This window comes from Bradyrhizobium sp. DOA9, from assembly GCF_000617845.2.
Classification (GTDB): Bacteria; Pseudomonadota; Alphaproteobacteria; order Rhizobiales; family Xanthobacteraceae; genus Bradyrhizobium.
The window spans coordinates 3567314-3588244 of record NZ_DF820425.1 but is presented as its reverse complement, the minus strand read 5'-3'; the positions used below and the strand labels follow the sequence as shown (position 1 = coordinate 3588244).

At 66.1% G+C, this 20931-nt stretch carries 23 protein-coding genes; 8 read left to right on the top strand and 15 right to left on the bottom strand.

Features of this window, described 5'->3' with window-relative positions; all coding sequences use genetic code 11:
- Window positions 1-10: 10 nt before the first annotated feature.
- Genes BDOA9_RS16690 through BDOA9_RS16680 form a run of 3 tightly spaced genes read right to left on the bottom strand, consistent with a single transcriptional unit; the run spans window position 11 to window position 2909 of the window.
- On the bottom strand, window positions 11-1186 hold the full coding sequence (locus tag BDOA9_RS16690) for an MFS transporter (RefSeq protein ID WP_042336570.1): 1176 nt from the start codon (window positions 1184-1186) through the stop codon (window positions 11-13).
- Window positions 1183-2544: an NAD(P)-binding domain-containing protein gene (locus tag BDOA9_RS16685; RefSeq protein ID WP_025035093.1), complete on the bottom strand. Its 1362-nt coding sequence runs from the start codon at window positions 2542-2544 to the stop codon at window positions 1183-1185. The genes BDOA9_RS16690 and BDOA9_RS16685 overlap by 4 nt, the downstream gene beginning before the upstream one ends.
- Before the next feature lie 47 nt (window positions 2545-2591).
- On the bottom strand, window positions 2592-2909 hold the full coding sequence (locus BDOA9_RS16680) for an ArsR/SmtB family transcription factor (RefSeq protein WP_025035092.1): 318 nt from the start codon (window positions 2907-2909) through the stop codon (window positions 2592-2594).
- Between the two features lie 127 nt (window positions 2910-3036).
- Here BDOA9_RS16680 and BDOA9_RS16675 point away from each other — a divergent pair, with 127 nt between their 5' ends.
- The 4 genes from BDOA9_RS16675 to arsC are packed head-to-tail and all read left to right on the top strand — an operon-like array spanning window position 3037 to window position 5018.
- Window positions 3037-3399, top strand: coding sequence for an ArsR/SmtB family transcription factor (locus tag BDOA9_RS16675; RefSeq protein ID WP_025035091.1), 363 nt, complete (start codon window positions 3037-3039; stop codon window positions 3397-3399).
- Window positions 3392-3919, top strand: a complete 528-nt coding sequence (locus BDOA9_RS16670; RefSeq protein WP_025035090.1) for an arsenate reductase ArsC — start codon at window positions 3392-3394, stop codon at window positions 3917-3919. Before BDOA9_RS16675 ends, BDOA9_RS16670 begins: the two co-directional genes overlap by 8 nt.
- On the top strand, window positions 3919-4620 hold the full coding sequence (locus BDOA9_RS16665; protein ID WP_025035089.1) for an aquaporin: 702 nt from the start codon (window positions 3919-3921) through the stop codon (window positions 4618-4620). Before BDOA9_RS16670 ends, BDOA9_RS16665 begins: the two co-directional genes overlap by 1 nt.
- Window positions 4617-5018 carry an arsenate reductase (glutaredoxin) gene (gene arsC / locus BDOA9_RS16660; RefSeq protein ID WP_025035088.1) on the top strand — a complete coding sequence of 134 codons (402 nt, stop codon included), beginning with the start codon at window positions 4617-4619 and terminating at the stop codon, window positions 5016-5018. The genes BDOA9_RS16665 and arsC overlap by 4 nt, the downstream gene beginning before the upstream one ends.
- Window positions 5019-5046: 28 nt before the next feature.
- Here the strand turns inward: arsC and BDOA9_RS16655 are convergent, their stop codons facing one another.
- The 6 genes from BDOA9_RS16655 to BDOA9_RS16630 all read right to left on the bottom strand — a co-directional run bounded on the left by BDOA9_RS16655 (window position 5047) and on the right by BDOA9_RS16630 (window position 11118).
- Window positions 5047-5811 carry a hypothetical protein gene (locus tag BDOA9_RS16655; protein ID WP_025035087.1) on the bottom strand — a complete coding sequence of 255 codons (765 nt, stop codon included), beginning with the start codon at window positions 5809-5811 and terminating at the stop codon, window positions 5047-5049.
- Window positions 5812-5813: 2 nt separating this feature from the next.
- Complete coding sequence (locus tag BDOA9_RS16650) at window positions 5814-6023, bottom strand: hypothetical protein (protein ID WP_042336152.1); 210 nt, start codon at window positions 6021-6023, stop codon at window positions 5814-5816.
- Window positions 6024-6089: 66 nt separating this feature from the next.
- Entirely contained in the window at window positions 6090-6533 is a 444-nt protein-coding gene (locus BDOA9_RS16645; RefSeq protein WP_025035085.1) for a hypothetical protein, read from the bottom strand.
- Between the two features lie 25 nt (window positions 6534-6558).
- Entirely contained in the window at window positions 6559-9978 is a 3420-nt protein-coding gene (locus BDOA9_RS16640) for a CHAT domain-containing protein (RefSeq protein ID WP_244521482.1), read from the bottom strand.
- 175 nt (window positions 9979-10153) lie between these two features.
- The gene (locus tag BDOA9_RS16635; RefSeq protein ID WP_025035083.1) at window positions 10154-10915 is read right to left on the bottom strand and encodes a hypothetical protein; all 762 of its coding nucleotides are present in this window, start codon (window positions 10913-10915) and stop codon (window positions 10154-10156) included.
- Window positions 10916-10929: 14 nt separating this feature from the next.
- A complete protein-coding gene (locus BDOA9_RS16630; protein WP_025035082.1) occupies window positions 10930-11118 on the bottom strand; it encodes a hypothetical protein in 189 nt (62 codons plus the stop codon).
- 254 nt (window positions 11119-11372) lie between these two features.
- On the opposite strand from BDOA9_RS16630, the gene BDOA9_RS16625 reads away from it, so the two are divergent.
- The gene (locus BDOA9_RS16625) at window positions 11373-12347 is read left to right on the top strand and encodes a DUF2336 domain-containing protein (protein WP_025035081.1); all 975 of its coding nucleotides are present in this window, start codon (window positions 11373-11375) and stop codon (window positions 12345-12347) included.
- Window positions 12348-12509: 162 nt separating this feature from the next.
- Here BDOA9_RS16625 and BDOA9_RS16620 read toward each other — a convergent pair whose 3' ends face one another.
- The 4 genes from BDOA9_RS16620 to BDOA9_RS16605 form a co-directional block, all read right to left on the bottom strand.
- On the bottom strand, window positions 12510-12854 hold the full coding sequence (locus BDOA9_RS16620; protein WP_025035080.1) for a DUF1491 family protein: 345 nt from the start codon (window positions 12852-12854) through the stop codon (window positions 12510-12512).
- Between the two features lie 53 nt (window positions 12855-12907).
- Window positions 12908-13120 carry a hypothetical protein gene (locus BDOA9_RS16615; protein WP_025035079.1) on the bottom strand — a complete coding sequence of 71 codons (213 nt, stop codon included), beginning with the start codon at window positions 13118-13120 and terminating at the stop codon, window positions 12908-12910.
- A 145-nt stretch (window positions 13121-13265) separates the two neighbouring features.
- Window positions 13266-13982 carry a peptidoglycan-binding domain-containing protein gene (locus BDOA9_RS16610; protein WP_025035078.1) on the bottom strand — a complete coding sequence of 239 codons (717 nt, stop codon included), beginning with the start codon at window positions 13980-13982 and terminating at the stop codon, window positions 13266-13268.
- On the bottom strand, window positions 13975-15831 hold the full coding sequence (locus BDOA9_RS16605) for a sensor histidine kinase (protein ID WP_042336148.1): 1857 nt from the start codon (window positions 15829-15831) through the stop codon (window positions 13975-13977). Before BDOA9_RS16605 ends, BDOA9_RS16610 begins: the two co-directional genes overlap by 8 nt.
- A 412-nt stretch (window positions 15832-16243) precedes the next feature.
- On the opposite strand from BDOA9_RS16605, the gene BDOA9_RS16600 reads away from it, so the two are divergent.
- Window positions 16244-16717: a DUF5330 domain-containing protein gene (locus BDOA9_RS16600; RefSeq protein WP_025035076.1), complete on the top strand. Its 474-nt coding sequence runs from the start codon at window positions 16244-16246 to the stop codon at window positions 16715-16717.
- A 68-nt stretch (window positions 16718-16785) separates the two neighbouring features.
- Window positions 16786-17214: a SufE family protein gene (locus BDOA9_RS16595; protein WP_025035075.1), complete on the top strand. Its 429-nt coding sequence runs from the start codon at window positions 16786-16788 to the stop codon at window positions 17212-17214.
- Window positions 17215-17363: 149 nt separating this feature from the next.
- On the opposite strand, the gene BDOA9_RS16590 is transcribed toward BDOA9_RS16595, so the two are convergent.
- Complete coding sequence (locus BDOA9_RS16590) at window positions 17364-17783, bottom strand: MucR family transcriptional regulator (RefSeq protein ID WP_025035074.1); 420 nt, start codon at window positions 17781-17783, stop codon at window positions 17364-17366.
- 146 nt (window positions 17784-17929) lie between these two features.
- Window positions 17930-18790 carry a hypothetical protein gene (locus BDOA9_RS16585; RefSeq protein ID WP_025035073.1) on the bottom strand — a complete coding sequence of 287 codons (861 nt, stop codon included), beginning with the start codon at window positions 18788-18790 and terminating at the stop codon, window positions 17930-17932.
- A 331-nt stretch (window positions 18791-19121) separates the two neighbouring features.
- On the opposite strand from BDOA9_RS16585, the gene BDOA9_RS16580 reads away from it, so the two are divergent.
- The gene (locus BDOA9_RS16580; RefSeq protein WP_025035072.1) at window positions 19122-20771 is read left to right on the top strand and encodes a glycosyltransferase family 39 protein; all 1650 of its coding nucleotides are present in this window, start codon (window positions 19122-19124) and stop codon (window positions 20769-20771) included.
- The last annotated feature ends 160 nt before the right edge of the window (window positions 20772-20931 follow it).

The following is a 20931-nucleotide window of genomic DNA, read 5'->3' as shown; positions in this document are numbered from 1 at the left end:
GGACAGGGACTCATGCCGTCTGATCCCCACGAAGCAGCAGAAGCGCGAAGAACGCAGAGACCGAGGCCAGCGCGCTGATCCAGAGCGCGTTGCTGCCGAGATGCTCCACCATCAGTCCCAGCGCAAGGGGTGCGAAGGCGCCCGTTGCCCGCGAAGGCAGCGAAATCATCCCGACACGCCTGCCGAACCCGACCGGCCCAAACAGCGCCAACGGCAGCGTACCACGGGCAATGGTGATGATGCCGTTACCGGCGCCATACAGCACCGTGAAGACCGGTGCGAGCAAAGGGCCGCCGGCGACCAGCGCAAGCACGCCGATCGGGTTCATGAGCATGGCGAGCCTCGCCGACAGCAGCGGATGAAACCGGCCAAGCCATCCTGCTTCGAGAAGGCGGGCGCCGACTTGCGCCGGTCCGACCAATGCGCCTGCCAACAACGCCTGTGCCGGCGTGGCGCCGAACGCGACCAGCATGGTGGGCAGAATGGCCGAGACGCCGGAGCTGACAAAGCTCGCGGCCGCAAACATGTACGCCAGCAATATCATTGCGAAGGTTTCGCTCTGGCGGCCGGATTGCAGGCTTGCGGCCGTACTCGGTCCGGCCTCCTGCTGCAATGGAGCGGCACGGGGCAGCGCAAGGTTGAGCGGCAAGGCAAGGCCGATGTGGATCACCGCCCATAGCTGGCAGGCCGCGCGCCAGCCGTACTCCGTGGCGAGCCAGGTCGTGAGCGGCCAGCCGAGTGTGCTGGCGAAACCGGCGATCAGGGTGATGCCGGTGATCGTTCGTCGCGCATTGGCGCCGTAAATGCGCGCAAGCGTCGCGAACGCGGCTTCATAGAGGCCCATGCCCATGCCGATCCCGAGCAGGGTCCAGGCTGCGATCAGCACCGCTACGCCATGGGCCACGGACAGCAGCAGCAAGCCAGCGGCGAAAACGAGGTTCGAGACGGCAAGCATGCTGCGCCCACCGAACGTATCGATGGCGTGCCCAACGCGCGGACCAAGCAGGCCGGAGATGACGAGCGCGCCCGACAGCGCTGCGAAGACGTAAGTCGGCGCAAGACCGAGATCGCTCGCGATCGGCGCGGCCAGGATCGCAGGAAGATAGTAGCTCGACGCCCACGCGATGGTCTGCGCGGTGCCGAGCGCGATGACGACGGTGAGCGGGCTCGCAGTGCCTCGGCTCATGAGCAGCCGCACCCCGCACCGCCCGCCTTCTTCGCGGATTCATCGGCGGCACAGCAGGCCGAGGGTTCGGCCTTGGCCGGACCGCCGCAGCATCCTGCCGCGGCGGCGGACTCGACGCCGCCGCGTGTGCAGACGCCGGTCTCCGGCAGCACGAGCTCGACCCGCGCCGCGGCCGTCTTGTCGCCGGCGATGTCGGCGGCAATCGAGCGGACCTGCTCGTAGCCGGTCATCATCAGGAAGGTCGGCGCGCGGCCGTAGGATTTCATGCCGGCGAGATAGAAGCCCGGCTCGTCATGCGCCAGCTCGCGCGCGCCGTGAGGCCGCACCGTTCCGCAGCTATGCTCGTTGGGATCGATCAGCGGCGCGAGCGCGAGGGGCGCCTCGATCGCGGGATCGAGCCGCAGCCGCAGCTCGGACAGGAACGAGAGATCGGGCCGGAAGCCGGTCGACACCACCAGCTCGTCGGCAACCACACTCCGCGCAGCAGAGCCGGCGCCCGCCGAAATCCTGAGGCGGCCTTCGAGCTCCGAAATGTGCGTGACAGCGAAGCCGGACTCGACCGCGATCTTTCCGGCAGTCACGAGCGCGGCGAAGGTTGCGCCCAGCTCGCCGCGCGCGGCAAGCTTGTCGTTGCGGCCGCCGCCGAAGGCCTTTGCCGGATCCTCGCCGCGCAGCAGCCAGACGGGCCTGGTGCCGGGCGCCTCCTCGGCGAGCTCTGCGAGATCGATCAGCGTGCCGAGTGCGGAATGGCCGGCGCCGAGCACGGCCACGGTCTTGCCCGCATATCTGTCGCGAGCCGAGCCACGCACGGCCGGCATGCCATAGGCGATGCGGCCGGCGCATTCGCGTTCGCCGAACGCCGGCAGACCGTTGCTGCCGGCGGGATTGGGCGAGAACCACGTGCCGGAGACGTCGATGACGGCGTCGGCGTGCAGCACCTCGTCGCCTTTGCCGTTCCGGTAGCGGATCTCGAACGGCGCTTGCCCCCGCCCCTTCGTCCTCGCCTTGTCGAAGCCGGCGCGGCTGATCGCGGTGACGCGGCTGGAGCTGCGGATCGTCTCGCGCAACGGCGTTCGCGTTGCGAGCGGCGCAAGATAGCGCTCGATCAGTTCGCCGCCGGTCGGATAGGAGCTCGGGTCCGGCGAATTCCATCCGGTCGGTGCAAGCAGGCGCGCCGCGGCCTTGTCGACATTGTATTCCCAGGGCGAGAAGAGCTGGACGTGCTGCCATTGCCGCACCGCATGCCCGGCCTCGGGTCCGGCTTCGAGCACGACCGGGGACATGCCGCGTTCGAGCACATGAGCGGCGGCTGCGAGGCCGACCGGGCCCGCCCCGATGATGGCTACCGTCTTATCCATTGCAGTTCTCCATCCTTCTAGAATTATGGAATAATTGGCCAAATCGATCAGGCTGCGGTCTGGGCATCCTTACACCCCACTTCTTCCGCACAGCATTCCGCGGCCAGAAAGTCGACCAGCCCGCGCATGGCGTCGAAATTGGCGCGACAGATCAGCGTCGTCGATTCCCTGCTCTGACTGACCAGCCCGACCGAGACCAGGGTCTTGATGTGGTGCGACAGCGTCGAGGCCGGGATCTTCAGCTTGTCCTGCAAGCGGCCGACCGGCATGCCCGCGTGCCCGGCCCGGACCAGCGCCCGGTAAATCTGCAGGCGGGTCCGATTTCCGAGTGCTTCCAGGCGTGCTGCAGCGTCGTCGATCTTCATGGGCGACACGATGCGCCGGTGCAGGCCAGCTGTCAAACGATATTTCTAGAATATTCGAAATTATAGCTTACGCGTGGCCGGAGTTTCCGGATTGACTCGGTCTTAACAATTCCATAAATCTGGATATATGGAAACAGAACAAGCCGTCCTGGCGCTCGCCGCGCTGTCTCAACCGACCCGTCTGGAGGCATTCCGGACGCTGGTCAGGCACGAACCTGAAGGTCTTGCGGCCGGCGACCTCGCGCGCCTCTTGGAAGTCCCGCAAAACACGCTGTCGGCGCATCTGTCGATTCTAAGCCGCGCCCGCCTCGTGTCTTCCGAACGGCACAGCCGCTCGATCGTCTATCGCGCCAACCTCGGCGAATTTCGCGACGTCGCGCTCTTCCTGCTGCGCGATTGCTGCGGCGGACGGCCGGAAGTTTGCGAGCCCGTCGTCGAGACCTTGCAATCGTGCTGCGCTCCCAAGCGAAAGGAGAAGGCCCGTGCCTGATCGCGTCTACAATGTGCTGTTCCTTTGTACGGGCAATTCAGCCCGCTCCGTGCTCGCGGAATCGATCCTTCGCAAGGACGGTGCCGGGCGCTTTCGGTCCTTCTCTGCAGGGAGCACGCCGAAAGGCGCCGTGCATCCGCTGGCGCTGCGCACGCTGCAGAGCATGGACTACCCGATCGACGGGATGCGCTCGAAGAGCTGGCTGGAGTTCGCCACGCCCGATGCGCCGGTGATGGATTTCGTCTTCACCGTTTGCGACAACGCCGCCGGCGAGTCCTGTCCGATCTGGCCGGGTCAGCCGATGACAGCGCACTGGGGCATCGAAGACCCCGCCACGGTCGAAGGCACGGATCTGGAAAAGCAGGCGGCATTCGTCACCGCGTTCCGCTATCTCAAAAATCGGATCGATACCTTCGTGAACCTTCCGCTGCCGAGCATCGATAAGCTGTCCCTCGGCACCAAGCTGCGGGAAATTGGCCGCTCCGATGGCGCGACACATCCGGCTCCGAAGGCCAGCTGATGGACAATTTCGATCTCTCGCGGCGCCTCGCGGCCGAAGCGCTCGGCACGGGCATTCTCGTCGCCACCGTAGTCGGCTCCGGCATCATGGCGGAAACGCTGACCAGGGACGTCGCGCTTGCGCTGCTTTGCAACACCTTGCCCACCGGCGCTATCCTGGTCGTCCTGATCACGGTGCTCGGCCCGGTCTCCGGCGCGCACTTCAATCCCGCGGTGACGCTCGTCTTCACCGGCAAGCGCGAGCTGCCGGGATACGAGGCTGCGTTCTATATTGTCGCGCAAATCGCCGGCGGCATCGCGGGAACGGCGGCGGCGCATCTGATGTTCGGCCTGCCGCTGCTCGACTTCTCTACGAAGGTTCGAACCGGAGGAGCGCAATGGTTCGCCGAAGCGGTGGCCGCGTTCGGACTGGTTGCGACGATCCTGGCCGGCATCCGGTTTCAGCGCACGGCCGTGCCTTGGCTGGTGGGCCTCTACATCACCGCCGCCTATTGGTTCACGGCCTCCACCTCGTTCGCCAATCCGGCCGTGGCCATTGCGAGGTCCCTGACCAACACGTTCTCGGGGATTCGCCCCGCCGACCTGCCCGGCTTCATCATCGCCGAGCTGTGCGGAGCGTTCGCCGGCATGCTGCTGATGAACTGGCTGCTCGGACGCTCACGCGCGTCAGCCTCGGTCGCAATCACGGAGACAGCTCGATGACCGTCACGATCTATCACAACCCCGCCTGCGGCACCTCGCGCAACACGCTGGCGATGATCCGGCAGAGCGGCACCGAGCCCGCCGTCGTCGAATATCTGAAGTCCCCGCCCTCGCGGGACAAACTCAAGGAGCTGATCGCGAGCATGGGCATTCCGGTTCGCGCGCTGCTGCGCGAGAAGGGAACGCCTTACAAGGAGCTTGGCCTCGACGATCCCAAATGGAGCGATGACCAGCTCCTCGATTTCATGATCGCCCATCCCATCCTCATCAACCGCCCGATCGTGGTGACGCCAAAGGGCACGCGCTTGTGCCGGCCGTCGGAAGCGGTGATCGATCTCCTGGACAATCCGGTCGGCCGCTTCGTGAAGGAAGACGGCGAAGTGGTGGAAGCGCGATAGGCCTGCCAGCACGCTTCGGAAGGTTCGGCTATCCCAGCAAGCCCTTCAAGCCCGCATAGATCGAGCCGACACCGGTCGCGGCAACGCCGACCAGTGGCCCCGCGGTCTGCATGAGGTTCTGAATCAAGCGGGCGCGGCGGCGCAGCTGCTCCTCTCCGACATGCTGGCCCAATAGACGCGCCGTGCGGAAAGCGAACGCATTCGGCTTGCCGCCCTGGGTCAGCACGCGCGGCAATATCTGGAAGACCACGACGCTGAGAATGTTACCCGAGACGAAGGCGAGCAGGATACTGGCGCCATATTCGAACACCTCCCGCCATTCGATCCACACCGCTGGAAGGATCGGGACATCATCATGGATACCGGTGACCGTCAGCATTGCGAGGATGCTGACAGTCGCGGTCAGGAACGCCAGCACGAATGCCGCCAGGGCGTAGACCCTGTGCAGCGGATAGGCAACGAATCCGAACAAGAGCGGTACGGCGATCGACGCGATCCGAAGCGGGATCGGCGACAGGTTGAAGATGATGGTCACCAGCACATGCGCGATCACCAGCAGCAGGGATGGAGTCGCAACATAGAGCACCGCATGCGTTCCGTAATAGCGCAACGGGTTGTTGTAGCGCTCGATGCGGACGTTGACGCGATCCAGATCCCGCCTGAGCTTGTCCAGCTCCGCAACGATTTCGTCGATCTCGAGAAGCGTCGGCCGCACGAAGCGCAAGTCGCGCGAACAATGCTTGCACGCGATGGCTTCGTCCTTGATCGTCTCGGCGCAGAACGGACATTCCATCGCTAGCGCGACTTCCTTCGCCTCATGATGGCTTCGATCTCGTCTCTGGCCCGTTTCAGCTCGTCGCGCAGATCCTCGCGCTTGCGCAAGAGATCGTCGCGCTCGGCAAGCAGCGTGGCGGGAACGGCGATGTCGCGCCCGCACGAGGCGCAGACCAGCGCACCCTCGGCACTTTCGGACCGGCAGTAAGGGCAGTTCACTTGGGCGCTCACTTGCGAAGTCACTTGGGCAAAGCTCACTTGGCAAAGCTCACTTGGCAAAGTTCACTTGGGCAAAGTTCACTTGGGCGCAACCTTCAGGGTGAAGACGGCCGTGCCCGGCCGGCCGTCGCTGTCCTTGATGTCGACGCGCACCGTGTATTCGCCGGGCGGCAGCTCCGCATCCTGCATGTTGATGCCGTCAGGCTGCACGAAGGGCTTGACCCTGGGGGTCAGGTCGACATTCGGCGTGCGGAGGAAGATCACCTTGACCGAGTCCGGGTCGACCTTTGCCCCGCCATAGGATTGAAATTTCAACACCAGCCGCAGCGGCGAGCTCGCCGCGCTGCCCGGCGAGACGAACTCGACCTTCGGACCACGCAGGATGCCGCGCTGTTCGACGGCCACCGCTCCCTTGGGAGGCGGCAGCTTGGCTTCCTCTTCCGTGATCAACAACGTGGCATGCGATGGCGCCGAGACCAGCAAAGCTGCGGCTACGAGCCCGAGCAAGACATTCCGCTTCATTTCCCCTGCACCCCTTCCCCTCGCGTCACTGCAAGCCGCCATCGCCGATGATCGTGTAGGGCGCCCAGAACAACGGATGCGCATAGGCGAACTCGGTCTTGCCTTCGCTGTTGAGATAACCCGGACCATCGACGAGGGCCATCGCCGCCTGGCGCAGCGCCTCGCTGCGCGACAGCTTGGGATCGTCGGCCTGCCGCTTGAACAGGTCGGTCACCAATTGCCGCGCCGACTGTGAATGCACCGACCAGTTCGTCACCAGCAGCGCACGCGTTCCGGCGTAGAAGAAGGCGCGGCCGAGCCCGGATGCGGCCTCTGCCCCGGCGCCGGCGCCGGCCCCGGTGTTGCAGGCCGACAGGACGACCCAGTCCGCGTCCAGCTTGAGGCCGAGGATCTCCTCCATGGTCAGGAGGCCGTCGCCGCCCTCGCCCGTCACCGCCGGCGACGACAAAGCGAGTGCCGGCTGCGTCAGCCCGTTCAGCTCGCCCGGGACGAGCCCATGGGTCGCAAAGGCCAGGATCCTGAAGCCGGAGAGATTCATGGTCTTCACCGCGCTCTCGGTCGCGCTCTTGCCGAGGAACAACACCTTCGAAGGGTCGGCCTGCAGTGCCAGTGCGATCGATTTCAACTCGTCGGCGGTGTCCGGCAAACGGGGCAACAGACCGAGCTCGGCGCTGTCGACGCCCTCGAGCTTGGGACTGTTGCGCCGCTTCAGCGGACCGCCGCGCGTGATGTTGCCGCCGGCATCGGCGACCTGGATCTTCTCTCCGCCGCCTTCCGCCTCGGCCTGCTGCTCGCTGTTGAAATAGGGATCACCAAAGGCCACGAGGTCGCCGCGGCCGGGCTTGCCCGGCGGCAATTGCCTTAAGGTGCGCAACGCCGCGGCCGAGGGCACCGTCGACACGGCATGGCTTCGCGCCAGCCATGGCACGTTGCGATAACCGACGAAGAGCGGGTCCTCGTCCGCGGCCACCTCTGCCGGTGCCGTCGGCAACAGGGACAGCGGCAAAAGTCCGAGAGCGCCGTTGGTCACGACGATCAGGTTCCTGGCCGGCTTCCATCCGCTCTCGACCGGCTTCAGCAGCAGCTCGTAGAGCTCGTAGCCGAGCTTGAGATCGAACGGCGGAATGTCCGAGATCATCGCCGCCTGCGGCTCGAGCGCCTCGCGCAGCTTGCGGATCCTGGTCTCGATCTCGCCGATCTGGGCGTTGACCGCGGCGAACGCCACCGGGCCCGACTTCGGCACGGCCCAGACGAAACTGCCGCTCTGGCCGAAATAGAACGACAGCATCGCCTCACCGTCGGCGAGCGTCGCGCGGATTTCAGCGACGCTGGGCGGCTTGGGAGAAACGAGATCGGCGTAGACCGGAAACTTCTGCTTGATCTCCTGCCGCGCCTTGTCGCGTTCGGTGCGCAAGGCGGCGATCGAGGCCTGGATCTGCTGCACGCCCTTCTCGTCCCGCTCGCTGGACGGAAGCGCCAGCACGTTGTTGAGCGTTCCAAGCTGCGCGTTGACCTGCTTGGTGAGGTCCTGCTCCTTGCGGACGAGATCGGCCAGCGCCGGATCCTTGGCGGCCGCCCGCGCGCTCGATGCAGCCAGAGCCTGCTGAACCGAGCGGCCGCGGATGGCGTCGGCGAGGCTGAAGGTCTCCTCGCCGACCCCGCCGCTCGCAGCTCCGGTGCGCGCAAGCAGCACGAAATAGCTTTCCACGATGCTCTGCAGGCGCTGGCTGCGCGCGGCCACCACGGTGGTGTTCTCGTCGTCGGCGTTTTCCCGCGCACTCGCCATCATGATCGGGATGGCGGCCTTGAACTCGCGGATCGCCTCGGCATCGCGCCGCGCCCGCATCAGACCGACCGCCAGCGTGCCGCGCGCCGAGGCGGCATCGAAATGATTTTCGCCGACGCGGCCGACCTGCTTCTTCACCAATTGCTCGGCCGCAGCGATGCCGGCCTCGAGCTGGCCGGACGAATAGAGCGAGAGAATGCGCGACGGATTGAGCTCGAACACCTGGCGGCGCTGCGGCTCCCAATTGGCAATGGCCTTGTCGATCGCCGCGTACATCGCGTTGGCTTCCGGCGCCTTGCGCTGGAGCGTCAGGATGCCGGCCAGTTGCGACAGCAATTGCACCGTGGATTGAGAATCGTCGGGAACGCCGACGGTCTTGTTGATCTCCAGGGCGACGCGACCGAGCTGCTCGGCTTCCTCATAGCGCCCCTCTTCGACCAGAATGCCGGCAAGGCCCATGACGTAGCGCGGCGTCACCGGATTATACTTGCCGGTGTCCTTCAGTCGCGCCAGCAGAGCGCGGCGGGCATCGACCTCGGCTTCGGCAAGCCGGCCCTGTCGCGCCTTCATGCGGGCCTGGCTCAGCACCAGGTTGTCAATCGCCTGCAGCATGACGGTTTCTGCCGGGGGATTGTCCGACTCCATCACGCCCTTCATGCCGGCCCGCTTGCGCTGCTCGGCCACCCGATAGGCGGCCTCGGCCTCCGCGAACTGCCCGCGCGCCTCGAAGATCATTGCCCTTGTCGCTTCGAGCTCCCCCTCCCAGTTCTGTCCGAAGCGCGCATAGGAGGTGCGCCACCCCGGAAGACCGCTGGTGCGCGCCTCCTGGATTGCGGCCTGTGTGCGACGCAGATAGGCTTCCGCCTGGGCGACATCGCCCATCTGGATGAGGTTGCCTGCAACGGACCGGTTGGAGGCCAATTGGAATCCTTTTGCGCCCGGCTGGGTCGCGGTCTCACGCAACAACCTCTGGATCACCTCCAGCGACCGCTTTGGATCGCCGGCTGCGGCGTATTGCAGCGAGAGGAGCTGCTGCATGCGGCCCATCAGCTGAGGCTCGACCGCGCCGCGGCCGACCTCGACGGCCTTGCTGGCATCCGCAATGGATTCAGCAAGCCGGCCGAGCTGCGCGCGCGCATTGGCGCGATCGAAATAGAATTGTGCGAGATCTTCGCGCGATTCCTTGCCCGTGGGCGTGGAATCGGCGTCCGCTTTCAATTCCGCGATCAGCTTCTCGTTCGGCTTCTCGCTATCGAGGATCGCCGTGATGTCGGCGATGGTGCGGGGAGGTGCGATGAAGCCCTTCGGCAGTGCGGTGCCGGGCTCCAGCTTCGGCGCCGCCTCCTTCGGGAGCTCGACGGCGACATTGGCGCGGCCGTTGGCGGCGTTGAGAGCCGCCATCACGCAGGCCCTGACCTGCGGCGAGGCCTTGGCGCGGCACCCCTCGATGTCGGCGCCGGCCTTGCGGCCGCCTTGGGCCTGCATGCAGGCTTGCACGATCGGCTTGCCGACGGTCATCCGGCAGTTCTCGATCGCGGCCTCCTTGGTCAGCGCGGCGGCCGAGCCGGCCGATCCCAAGAGAATGGCAAGAACCAGCAGTTTTCGCGCAGGCGTGGAATTTCGACGGACGTCAAGCCGCATCCCGGAATTGCTGCTCATCGCAAAAGACCTTGGTGCAAAATGACTTGGTGTAACCGTGCAATCCTATCGCTATGGCCCGGGAGAACAAGCGCCAATCGGGGGGATTCGACCATATGTCGGACCGCGAGGGCCGCGGCGAGCGCGTCTGCGGCAGCGCTGTCCCGGCGGAACCGGCAGGTGTGGGGATCGGCGCTCAGCCCTTCGAGACCACCGCGCGGCCGTAAGGCGGCTGTCCCGCGACCGGCGGGTTGGCGGTCTGGGCGGCGAGCTCGCCGATCAGGCGGTCGGCATCGGCGGCCATGCCGTCGGGGGCCTGGATCACCAGGCGTTCAAGCGCCCAGCGGTAGGACGAGACGCGCTGCTCCAGGCACTGCTGCACCCATTGCACGATCAGCGAGTTCTCCTGCATGCGCGCAACCGCATCGTCCCTCTCCCGCGGCGAGAGCGCGGAGACGCGCGACATGCTGGCGTCGCGCTTCCTGTCGAGATCGATGACGCGGATCGCACTGGCGAAGAACGGCTCGAACCGGGTGATGTCGTTGCGCACGTCCTCGATCAGCTGCGCATAGCGCGAGGAATGCGAGCGGTGCGGCTCGTCGATCAGCGTGCGCCCGTACATGGTGCGGTCGAACACGATCTTCTGCCGCCACGGCGAGGGCAGCGCCTTGTAGTCGCCGAACACGCTCTTCCATGCCGGGCGCGACAGCGGCGGCTCGATCATGGGATAGGCGAGATCGCGAAGCTGGCGCTCTTCGTCGGTGAGCTGGAATTGCGAGGGCTTCAGGCCGACGCTGGAGGTGACCTCCGCACCGAGCCAGCGATGCATGTCGTCGCTGCGCATGCTGTCGCGGGTGCGGCCGAAGTCGCCGCCGCTACAGGCCGCGAGCGAAGCGCCCAGCAGCGTGAGCAGGACGGCCGATCGGACAGGCCGGATCTGACGGATGGAGCCCGGCATTGCACGAAGCCGTGTCAGCGCCGGCGACGACGGCGCCCCGGCGCTGTGCCCTGCTCCGGCCCGCGATCGCCGCTGGTTTCGTCCGCCTCACGCTCGATACGGATCACGGGAAGGATCAGCACCGTTCCCATTTCCGCGCGCGGAGCGACATCCCCCGACGAGCCCACCCGGCGACCGGCCGGAAATTCGATGATGGTCCCCATGTCAGCTCTCTTCAATTGCCGCGCGACCCGACGCGCCCCTGCAACATGCATTCATTAAGATCAGCTCATGGTTAACGGGGTGTAAACGCGCGCCCTCGACCGTAACTGCACGGACCGCGCCGCGCCGTCCCGTTGCGGCACGACAATTGCTCAAATTGCAGGACCGGCTTCACGCCTCATTTTCCTTAACGAGGCTTTAAAAGAAGCTGCGCTAGGCTCGCCCCCGGTATCTTTCCCGAGTCGCGTACACCTCCATGACCAAGTCGCTGTTTCCCGGATTCGACGGGCTGATGACCCTGTCCCGTCGCGAAGGTGTCGATGTCCGTCCGACGCTGCTGCGCGTGCTGACCGACCTTTACGTCCAGACGAGCACGCACAGCGACGACGAGCAGCGGCAGTTCGTCGAGCTCGCCACGCGGCTGATCGACCAGGTCGACGATGCGACGCGCGCGGCCGTCAAGGCGCGGCTCGCGGTCTATCCGCAGACGCCCGTCCCGATCCTGCAGAGGCTCGGCCTGGTCGCGGCCCAGGAAGGCCGCCGGGTTCCATTGGCCCGGGAGATCCCCGCCCCGCCGCGCGCTCCCGCGCCGGCACGCGTGCCGACCGAGGCCGAGCAGCGCATGGCCGCCAACATGGCGATGCAGCCGAAGGAGGCGGCCGAGATCCACGACATGTTCTTCCGCGCCGGCGCACCCGAGCGCGCGCTGATCCTGCACAATCTGGCGCAGACCCCGCTGAAGGCTGCCCCCCGGATTCCGACCGTGCGCGCCAAGCGCGCGATCCAGATCCTGGAGATGGCGGCGATCGCGGGCGATACCGAAAACTTCACCTTCGAGCTCGGCGACAGCCTGATCCTGCCCTCGCGCGTCGCAGCAGAGATCGTCGACGATGCCGGCGGCGAGGCACTTGCGATCGCAGCGCGCGCGCTCGACATGCCGAGCCCGGTGTTCCAGCGCATCCTGTTGTTCTTCAAGCCGGAGATCGGAACGTCCGTGAACGCGGTGTACCGGTTGTCGCGGCTCTACGACCGCCTCGCCGAGCGATCGGCGCTGGTGATGCTGGCGGCCTGGCGCGGCTCGACGCTCGCCGTCACCCGCGCGAAGTACCAATCGGCGCTGCATGACGGCGAACGCCAGCGCGCCCGCGCAGGCGCGAGCCAGACGCGGCCGGGCGTGCAGCCCGGGTCGAGCCCAACGGTGCGGACGGGGACTGGTTCGTCGGATCGCTGATCGCTCAAACCGCCTCGGCAGGCGGCAGTGCTGACTATTGAGCACGCCACGCGCCGCAAACGCGTCATTGCGAGGAGCTCTTGCGACGAAGCAATCCAGAGTCCCTCCGCGAGAGGATCCTGGATTGCTTCGCTGCGCTCGCAATGACGGTGGGGGGAGCGGCTAAGCCTTCGCCAATTCCAGAAAATGCCGCCCGGCGCGATCCTCGGTCTCGACGATCCAGGCGTCCGGATCGAAGCGGATTTCCTTGACCAGCCGCTCCTCGATCGTGTGCTCCGGCAGCGGCTGCGGCGCGACCGGCACGAAGAAGCGATCGATCGGCCGGCCGTCGTCGTAAGAGGTCTGCGGCGCCGGCGCGTACAGCATCGCTTTGCCGTCGAGCAGCGACACCTTGACGAACACCGCACCCGCCTCCTCGGCACCGCGACGCCGCACGGCGCCGAACACGCCCTCGGTCTGGCAGCGGCGCAAGTAAGCCGCGACCCATATGTTGGATTTCAAACGCATGAATCCGACGATAGGCCAGCCCGAGGCCTCGCGCCAGCCTCAGCTCCTACGTCTCACGCCCTGCGCGTGCCGTCATGACCACCGCGAATCTGCGTCGCGACGAAATATGACAGGGGCATCGCGAGCGCAAATCCCACCGCCACGGCATAAGGAATGTTCCTGATGGCGTCGGCGGCGAAGCTCGGGACCATCAGCAACACGATGAGGCTGATGCCCGCCAGCGTCGTGCCGAGCATGATCCAGACAAGAATGGAGACCTTGAACATGATGACCTCTCTTCCTTGATGAGACGAGCCATCATGTTTCGGCGGCCGCCGGCCGTCATTGATCCCACTCAAATCGCGATCGTATGGATCCGTCTGTCGCGCCGACGCCGGCAATAGACTGACGTCAACGACACTTGACGAGCGGCTATTCGACCGGGTGGCCGATCGCAGCGGCGAGCTCGCGCAGCAGCCGGTCCGAGACCTGGCCGGTGACCTGCATCTTGTGCTCGCGCTCGAATTTCTGGATCGCGGCCTGGGTCTCGCCGCTCATGCTGCCCGTGATCTTCAGATTGCCGTAGCCGTATTCGGACAGCGCGCGCTGCACCCCGGCAATGCGTCGTGCGGCCGGACCTTGCGCCGGGATCGGCGCCGGCGGACGCATGGCCGCGGGCGGCGTCGAGGTCGTCGCCTTGACCAGATTGGTCATCGGATCGTTGGAGCGCGTCGAGGCGGTCGCCTCGACCGGCTTTTCGGGCGCTTTCTCGGGGGCACGCTCGGCAGGCTTGGCTTCGGCCGGCTTGGGCTCGACGCGGAACTCGGTCGCGCGCGGCTCCAGCGGCGAGGTGTCGGCGCCGACGGGACGCGGACGCGGCAAGGGGTTCGACAGCGGCACGGACGACGGCGCGGGAAGATTGATCACCGTGCCGAACATCGGCGCGGGGTGCCGGCCGGTCTGGAGGAACAGCGCATTGGCGACGATCGCGCCGATCGCGGCGACGGCGACGAGACCGGCCAGCGTATCCTTGGGGCTGTGCAGCAGCACGCGCATCACGATGTTGCGCTCGGTCTCGACATCGATGACCGCGGCCTTGGCGCCACGGCGGCGCGGAGCGGCTTCGTCCTTGGCAGACTTCTTAGGCACTTTTCTTCACCAGAGCGGGTTGGTCCTGAGACTGGTCGTGAGCTTGGTCTTGAAGGTCCTGGCGCAGTGTCGGCGCCGGCGCCAGCGTCGCGATCTTGCGCTCGGCCGGCTTGACCTGCGGCGGCGTGTAGACGAGCGGCAGCTTGACGGTCACCGCCGTGCCCTGGCCCAGCCGGCTTTGTACCGTCAATTCGCCGAGATGCAATGCCACGAGGCTCTTCACGATCGAAAGTCCAAGGCCCGTGCCCTCGTGACGGCGCTGATAGGTCGTGCCGGCCTGGAAGAACGGCGCGCCGATGCGCTTGAGATCGTCGGGCGCGATGCCGACGCCGGTGTCGCTGATCCGCAGCGTCAGCTGCGAGCCTGAGACCGCGGCCGATACGCAGACCTGGCCGCCGCGCTCGGTGAACTTGATGGCGTTGGCGACGAGGTTGAGCACGATCTGCTTGAAGGCCCTGGGATCGCCGGTCATGACCGGCAGGTCCTGCGGCGCGTCCGTGATCAGGTCGATGCCGTTCTCCCGCGCCTTCAGTGCCAGCAGATTGCAGCAATGGAGCAGCGAGGCGCGCGGTGCGAACGGCTCGGATGCGATCTCGAAAGTGCCCGATTCCATCTTCGACATGTCCAGGATGCCGTTGACGACCGACAGCAGGTGCTGGCCGGAATCGTTGATCAGCTCGGCGTATTCCTTGCGCTGGGCCGCCCCCAGCATCAGGCTCTGCTCCTGCGCGATCATCTCGGAGAAGCCGATGATGGCGTTCAGCGGCGTGCGCAGCTCGTGGCTCATGGTGGCGAGGAAGCGCGTCTTGGCGGCATCGGCCGCCTCGGCGGCGCTGCGCGCCTGATCCAGTGCCTGCTCGAACAGCTTGCGGTCGGTGACGTCGCGCATCACGGCAACGACTTCGGCTTCGCAGGTGACGTCACGCGCCCTGTCCTGATCGAGCGGGCGACAGCGCATCTCGACCCAGATGAAATCGCCCGGGCCGCGCTCGGCGGCGGGCTCGCGCCGCAGCCTGAACTCGACGCTGCGCACTTCGCCGCGCGCCGCGTCGGACAGCGCCGTGAGATAAGCCGGCCGATCGGCGACATGGACGCGGTCGAACAGGCCGTGGCCGAGCAGTTGCACCACCTGCATGCCGAGCATGGCCTCCACCGCCGGCGAGATGAACTGCACCGCACCGTTGCGCTGATGCCGCGAGATGACATCGCTCATGTTGCGCGCCAGCAGGCGGTAGCGCTCCTCTTCGCGCGACAGCAGCGCGACGCTGGTGCGCGCGAGCGATTCGGCGCCGAAGGCAAGGCCGGCAGCATAAAGAGTGGCGGACGCGACGCCGAAGGCCATCAGCACGCCGCGCTCTGCCGCGCTCGGCTCCACCGCTGGCAGCCAGCCGAGCTGGCTGACCAGGATCAGCATTCCGGCGCAGGACAGCGCGAGCAGCGAGGCGAACGCCGCGACGCGGCGCGATGCCGACAGCGCAGCTTCGAGCGGAACCACGACCAGCCAGACCGCGGCGAAGGATTCGATGCCGCCCGTCGTGAGCGCGACGGCCATGATCAGTCCGGCGAGCGCCAGCGACGACAGCACATGCGCACCCTCGTAGCGCCCGGTGCGCGACAGGAACCAGGACAACATGATCGGCGCAATCAGCCAGGCGAAGGCCGCGACCTCGATGGCGCTCGGCGCGCCGCGCATGGCGAGATAGACCGGGAATGCGGCGAAGGCGGCGAGGCTGCCGAGCAGCCGCGGTGCCATGAAGGCGCGATGGCGCGCGCGCATCAGCGCATCGTAGCGCGCGGAGGGATGCAGCAGTGCATCGAGACAATCGCGGATGATACTCAAAACTGTCACGGGTCTCGCGCTTCGGCTCAATCGTCTCTTGGAAGACGCGCCGGAACGCCTCCTTGTCGTTGAGCCACCGTGTCAGAGCGACCTTAAACGAGTGCTAAGGCGGCACAGCGCGCGGCCGGACACCGCGTTATCGCGGAGCTTTTTAGACGATTTGGCGACGTCTTCGCTGCGAATGGTGAACGCAGGGTTTCACTTGCTCCGCATGGTTTCGAATTGGTGGATGCGGGCGGCCGGCGGAAACACGGGCGCCGGCGTCAATCGAAAATTTACCGGAAGGTCGCTCCCGAAGAATCTTGCGTCAATTTTCCGCGAATTAAGCTCAAGGCAATCAGTTGCGATTTATCGAGGGTTGCTAGGTCCGACTATCTGCGGGAGATCGCCGCGGGCGGAGCCTAACGGACAGGTCGACAAGATGCGCTTTCTGCTTCGCATCACATTCTGGCTAGGGCTGGTGCTGGTGCTCCTGCCGCGGGACAAGACGCCCGAATCGGACAAGCTGCCGCAGATCGGCGCCGCCGATGCGGTGCAGGCCGCAACCGCGGCCGTTTCCGACATGACCCAGTTCTGCAAGCGCCAGCCGGCGGCCTGCGAGGTCGGCGGCCAGGCCGCGACCATCATCGGCCAGCGCGCCCAGGACGGTGCCAAGAAGCTCTATCAGATCATCAACGACAAGAAAGAGCAGATCACCAACGACAAGAACGACGGCGGCAAGAACGACGGCAGCAAGAACGACGGCAGCAAGACCGACCACAAGAAGGCGCCCGACCATACCGGCTCGATCGCGCTGGCCGGCGAAGGCGATCTTGCAGCGAGCGAGGCGCCGCGCGATACCCTGACCCAGGACGATCTTGCGCTGGAATGGCGCGGGCCGGGGCCGGCGAATTAGCGCCCATTCCCTATCGATTTCAGGGCTTCGCGTCTCTATATTGGCCTCAACTGGAACTGCGGGCCGATATGACAGCGATCGACGACATCAGGGACAATTTCGAGCTTCTGGACGAGTGGGACGACCGCTACCGGTACGTCATCGAGCTCGGCCGCACTCTGGAACCGATGCCGGAGGCGGAACACTCGGCGGCGAACAAGGTGCAGGGCTGCGTCAGCCAGGTCTGGCTGCAGAAGATGGTCGACCGCAGCAATGGCGAGCCGGTGCTGAGATATCGCGGCGACAGCGACGCCCATATCGTGCGCGGGCTGGTCGCGATCGTGCTCGCGCTGTATTCGGGCCGCACGCCGCGGGAGATCCTCGATACCGACGCGATCGCCGTGTTCAACGAGTTCGGCTTTCGCGACCATCTGACGCCGCAGCGCTCCAACGGCCTGCGCTCGATGGTCGAGCGCATCAAGACCGATGCCAGAGAGGCGCTCGCGGACGCGACGTGATAAGCTTCGCAGCTCTCGTGGGCAAAGGCGCCCTTGCGCCGTGCCCACCATTTTTCTTCGATCGCGCTGGAGGTGGTGGGCACGCTTCCGCCGTCGCTCTTCGAGCTATGGCGGACAAGTCGCTTTGCGCACCCTACAAGATCCCCCCACTACTTCCCCTTCTTCCGCTGCTGCTGCCCGAGGCCCATCTGCTTGGCCAGCTGCGAGCGCGCCACCGCATAGTTCGGGGCGACCATGGGATAGTCCGCCGGCAAGCCCCACTTCTCCCGGTATTGCTCCGGCGTCATGTTGTACTGCGTGCGCAGATGGCGCTTCAGCGACTTGAAGCGCTTGCCGTCTTCGAGGCACACCAGATAATCGGGCGCGATCGACTTCTTCAGCGAGACGGCCGGCTTGGCCGGCTCCAGCGGCGCGGTCTCGGTGCGGCCTGACGAGACCCGCACCAAGGCGCCGTGCACCTGGCTGATCAGGTTCGGAATCTCGGCCGCCGGCGTCGGATTGTTGCCGAGATAGGCCGACACGATGCTCGCGGTCAGCTCGATGAAATTCTTCGCCCCCGCATCCGACATGCGCCCCCCTTCTCCCGCTTGTGGCTACGGGATTGACGACACCAAAGTATTCCCTGTCAAGAATACATTCGCCTCAAACGCGACGACTGACGACGATGCGCTGATTACTGGTGAAGGACGCCGCTCTACTTGAAACGCCGGAAGCCTCAACCGCGCTGGTCGAGATGGGCGCGGAGCTCGTCGATCGAGGCAAAGCGCATCATGCCCTCCGGCATCTGCGCCTCGATGGAGCCATCGGAATAGAGCGAATAGGCCATGCCATCGACGACGCCGGACTTGAGCACCGTCACGGGTGGGGGCTCGACGGGCGGCGGCTCGGGAGCCGGCGCGGGAGCGGTCTCCGCGAAGGTCGCCGGCGAGCGCGGCGGCGGCGCACGGCGCGGGGCGGCCGGCGGTTCCGGCGGCCGCGTGCGGTCCGGCTTCGGCCAAGCCACGTCAAAGCTCGCCGGCGGAAGGTTCGGGGCCTCGGCGGGCTCCGCAGGCGGCGGGGCAGCTTCACCGGACTTCGCCTCCGCGCGCTCGCGCTCCTTGCGCGAGCTCGAGGCGAACAGCAGGTTGCGCCGGCGGGGCGCTTCCGGAGCGGCGGGCGCAGTCGGAGCTTCCGGCTCCAGCTGCGGTGCCTCGGCCCGCGGACGCTCGCGCGGAGCAGCTTCGCTCTGCCACGGCGGCGGACTCGCAGACGGTGGCGGCGGCGCCGGCTCGGCTCTCACCGCCGCAGCGGGCATCGGCTCGGGGGCGACTGCGCCGGGCACGGCGAGGCCGGGCAGCACGGGCTTGACCCGAACCTCGGATGGCGCGACCGCACCGGACATCCGGCGCGCGATGCCCTTGAGCTCGAGCAGCACCAGATGCAAGCCCACCAGTAACATTCCGGAGCAGACGCCAATGGTGCCGGAGATTATGAGAGTCCCACCGAGGCTGAATTCCCTGATCGTCATGCCGAAAATGACCGCGAGGAGACCCGCCAGGACGGCGCAAATCCCCACGATCAGCAATGCCAAATTCATCGAACTCACCCCCGGCCGCGCATCTAGACGCGAGAACCGCTACGCCACGATACCGTCATACGCTGTTCCACGCCAACGGCGAATTCTGGGCGGTGTTCCTAACGGGAAGGAAATCAGGGACTTATTCACATTCCCTTCAGCTGCGGCTGGCTACTGCTAAAGCTGCTCCTCAAGCCAATCGGAATTGGTGCCAACCGGAATTGCTGCGTCGCATCAGGAATTTAGCCATAATGCCCAATTACTCGGTAATGGAACTGCGCTATAGGGAGTCCGGGGTTGAGGCCCGCGCGCACCAGCAGGGCCAAGAGGGGATTCCGGGGCACCGATAGCCATGACATCCATCACGACTTCGGCGATCGACACGCCATCACGGCGCTCGGTCGAGCGGACTTGCGACGACCTCGCCATGCTGGTGCTGGCCGCGGTCGCCGTCATTGCAGGCCTGACGTTCCGCGATTACGGGCTCGGCTGGGACGACTACACCCACGCCGAATATGCCGACCTGCTGCTGCGCATGTTCGGTTCCGGTTTCAAGGACACCGCGGCGCTCTCCTTCGCCAATCTCTACATGTACGGCGGCGGTTTCGACATGGTCGCGGCCCTGCTGCACAAGGTCATTCCGCTCGAGCTGTTCGAGACGCGCCGTCTGGTCGGCGCCATCGTCGGCGTGATCGGGCTTGCCGTGACCTGGCGGCTCGGCCGCCGCATCGGCGGCCCCCTTGCCGGTCTGGCCTCCCTCCTCCTGCTCGCGCTCTGCCCGATCTTCTACGGCCACATGTTCATGAACCCGAAGGATGCACCCTTCGCGGTCGCCATGATCATCCTGATGCTCGGCCTCGTCCGGCTCGCCGAGGAATATCCAAAGCCGTCGGCGCGCACGATCCTGATCGTTGGCCTCGGGGCCGGCCTTTCGCTCGGCTGCCGCGTTCTCGGCGGGCTCGCTTTGGTCTACGCCACGGTCGGCTTCATGCCGCTGCTGCTGGAGGAATTGCGCAGCGAAGGTCTGCGCGAGTCCGCTCGCCGCTTCGCCCATGTCGTCTATGTGCTGCTGCCCGGCCTCGTGCTCGGCTACCTCGTGATGGGCCTGATCTGGCCGTGGTCGATCATGGAGCCCGGCAATCCGTTCGAGGCACTGACCTACTTCTCGCATTTCTTCGAGAAGCCGTGGAAGGAGATGTTCGACGGCGCGATCGTGTCGGTGCCCGACATGCCCTGGTCGTATCTGCCGACGCTGTTCGCCTTGCAGCTGCCCGAGGTGATGCTGGTGCTGATGGGCGGTGCCATCGTCAGCACCTTCGCCATGCTGCCGCGGCGCGAGGTTCCGGCGCGCCGCAAGACCATCCTGCTGATGCTGACGCTGGCTGCGACCCTGCCGCTCGCGATCGCGATGGTGAAGCGCCCGGCGCTCTACAACGGCATCCGCCATTTCGTGTTCGTGATCCCGCCGATGGCGGTGCTCGGCGGCGTCGCCTTCGCCTGGACCATGGAACGCCTGCGCGCCAATCACCGCACCTGGCAGCCGGTCGTGCTCGCCACCTTCTGCTTCGGCCTTGCGCTGTCGCTCGCCGAGATGATCCGGCTGCACCCCTATCAATACACGCACTTCAACCACATCGCGGGCACGGTGCGCGGCGCCGACGACCGCTTCATGCTGGATTATTGGGGCCTCGCCTTGAAGCAGGCCTCGGACGGATTGCGCGAGCAGCTCGTCGAGCGCCAGGAAGTGCCGCCTGTCAACCGCAAATGGAAGGTCGCGGTGTGCGGACCGCAGCGCCCGGCCCAGGTCGCGCTCGGGCCCGACTTCACCATCGGCTGGGATTCCAACGCCGCCGATTTCGCCATGACGCTCGGCGAGTTCTACTGCAAGGGCCTCACCGCCCCGGTCATGGTCGAGATCAAGCGCGACGACGTGGTGTTCGCCCGCGTCTACGACATCCGCGGCCGCGGCATTTCCAGCCTGCTGTCGATCCCGGCGCCGTAAGAAATTTTCTCCAAGCCGTATCGCTTCCGCCTTCGCTCTTCGAGCTACGGCGGACAAGCATGCGGGCTACGCTGAACTGCCGCGCATTGTGTACCTTGCTGCAAGCCATTTGCAGGACTAGGCTCGCTTCCCGCAACAACGACGTTCGGAGAGATCAGCC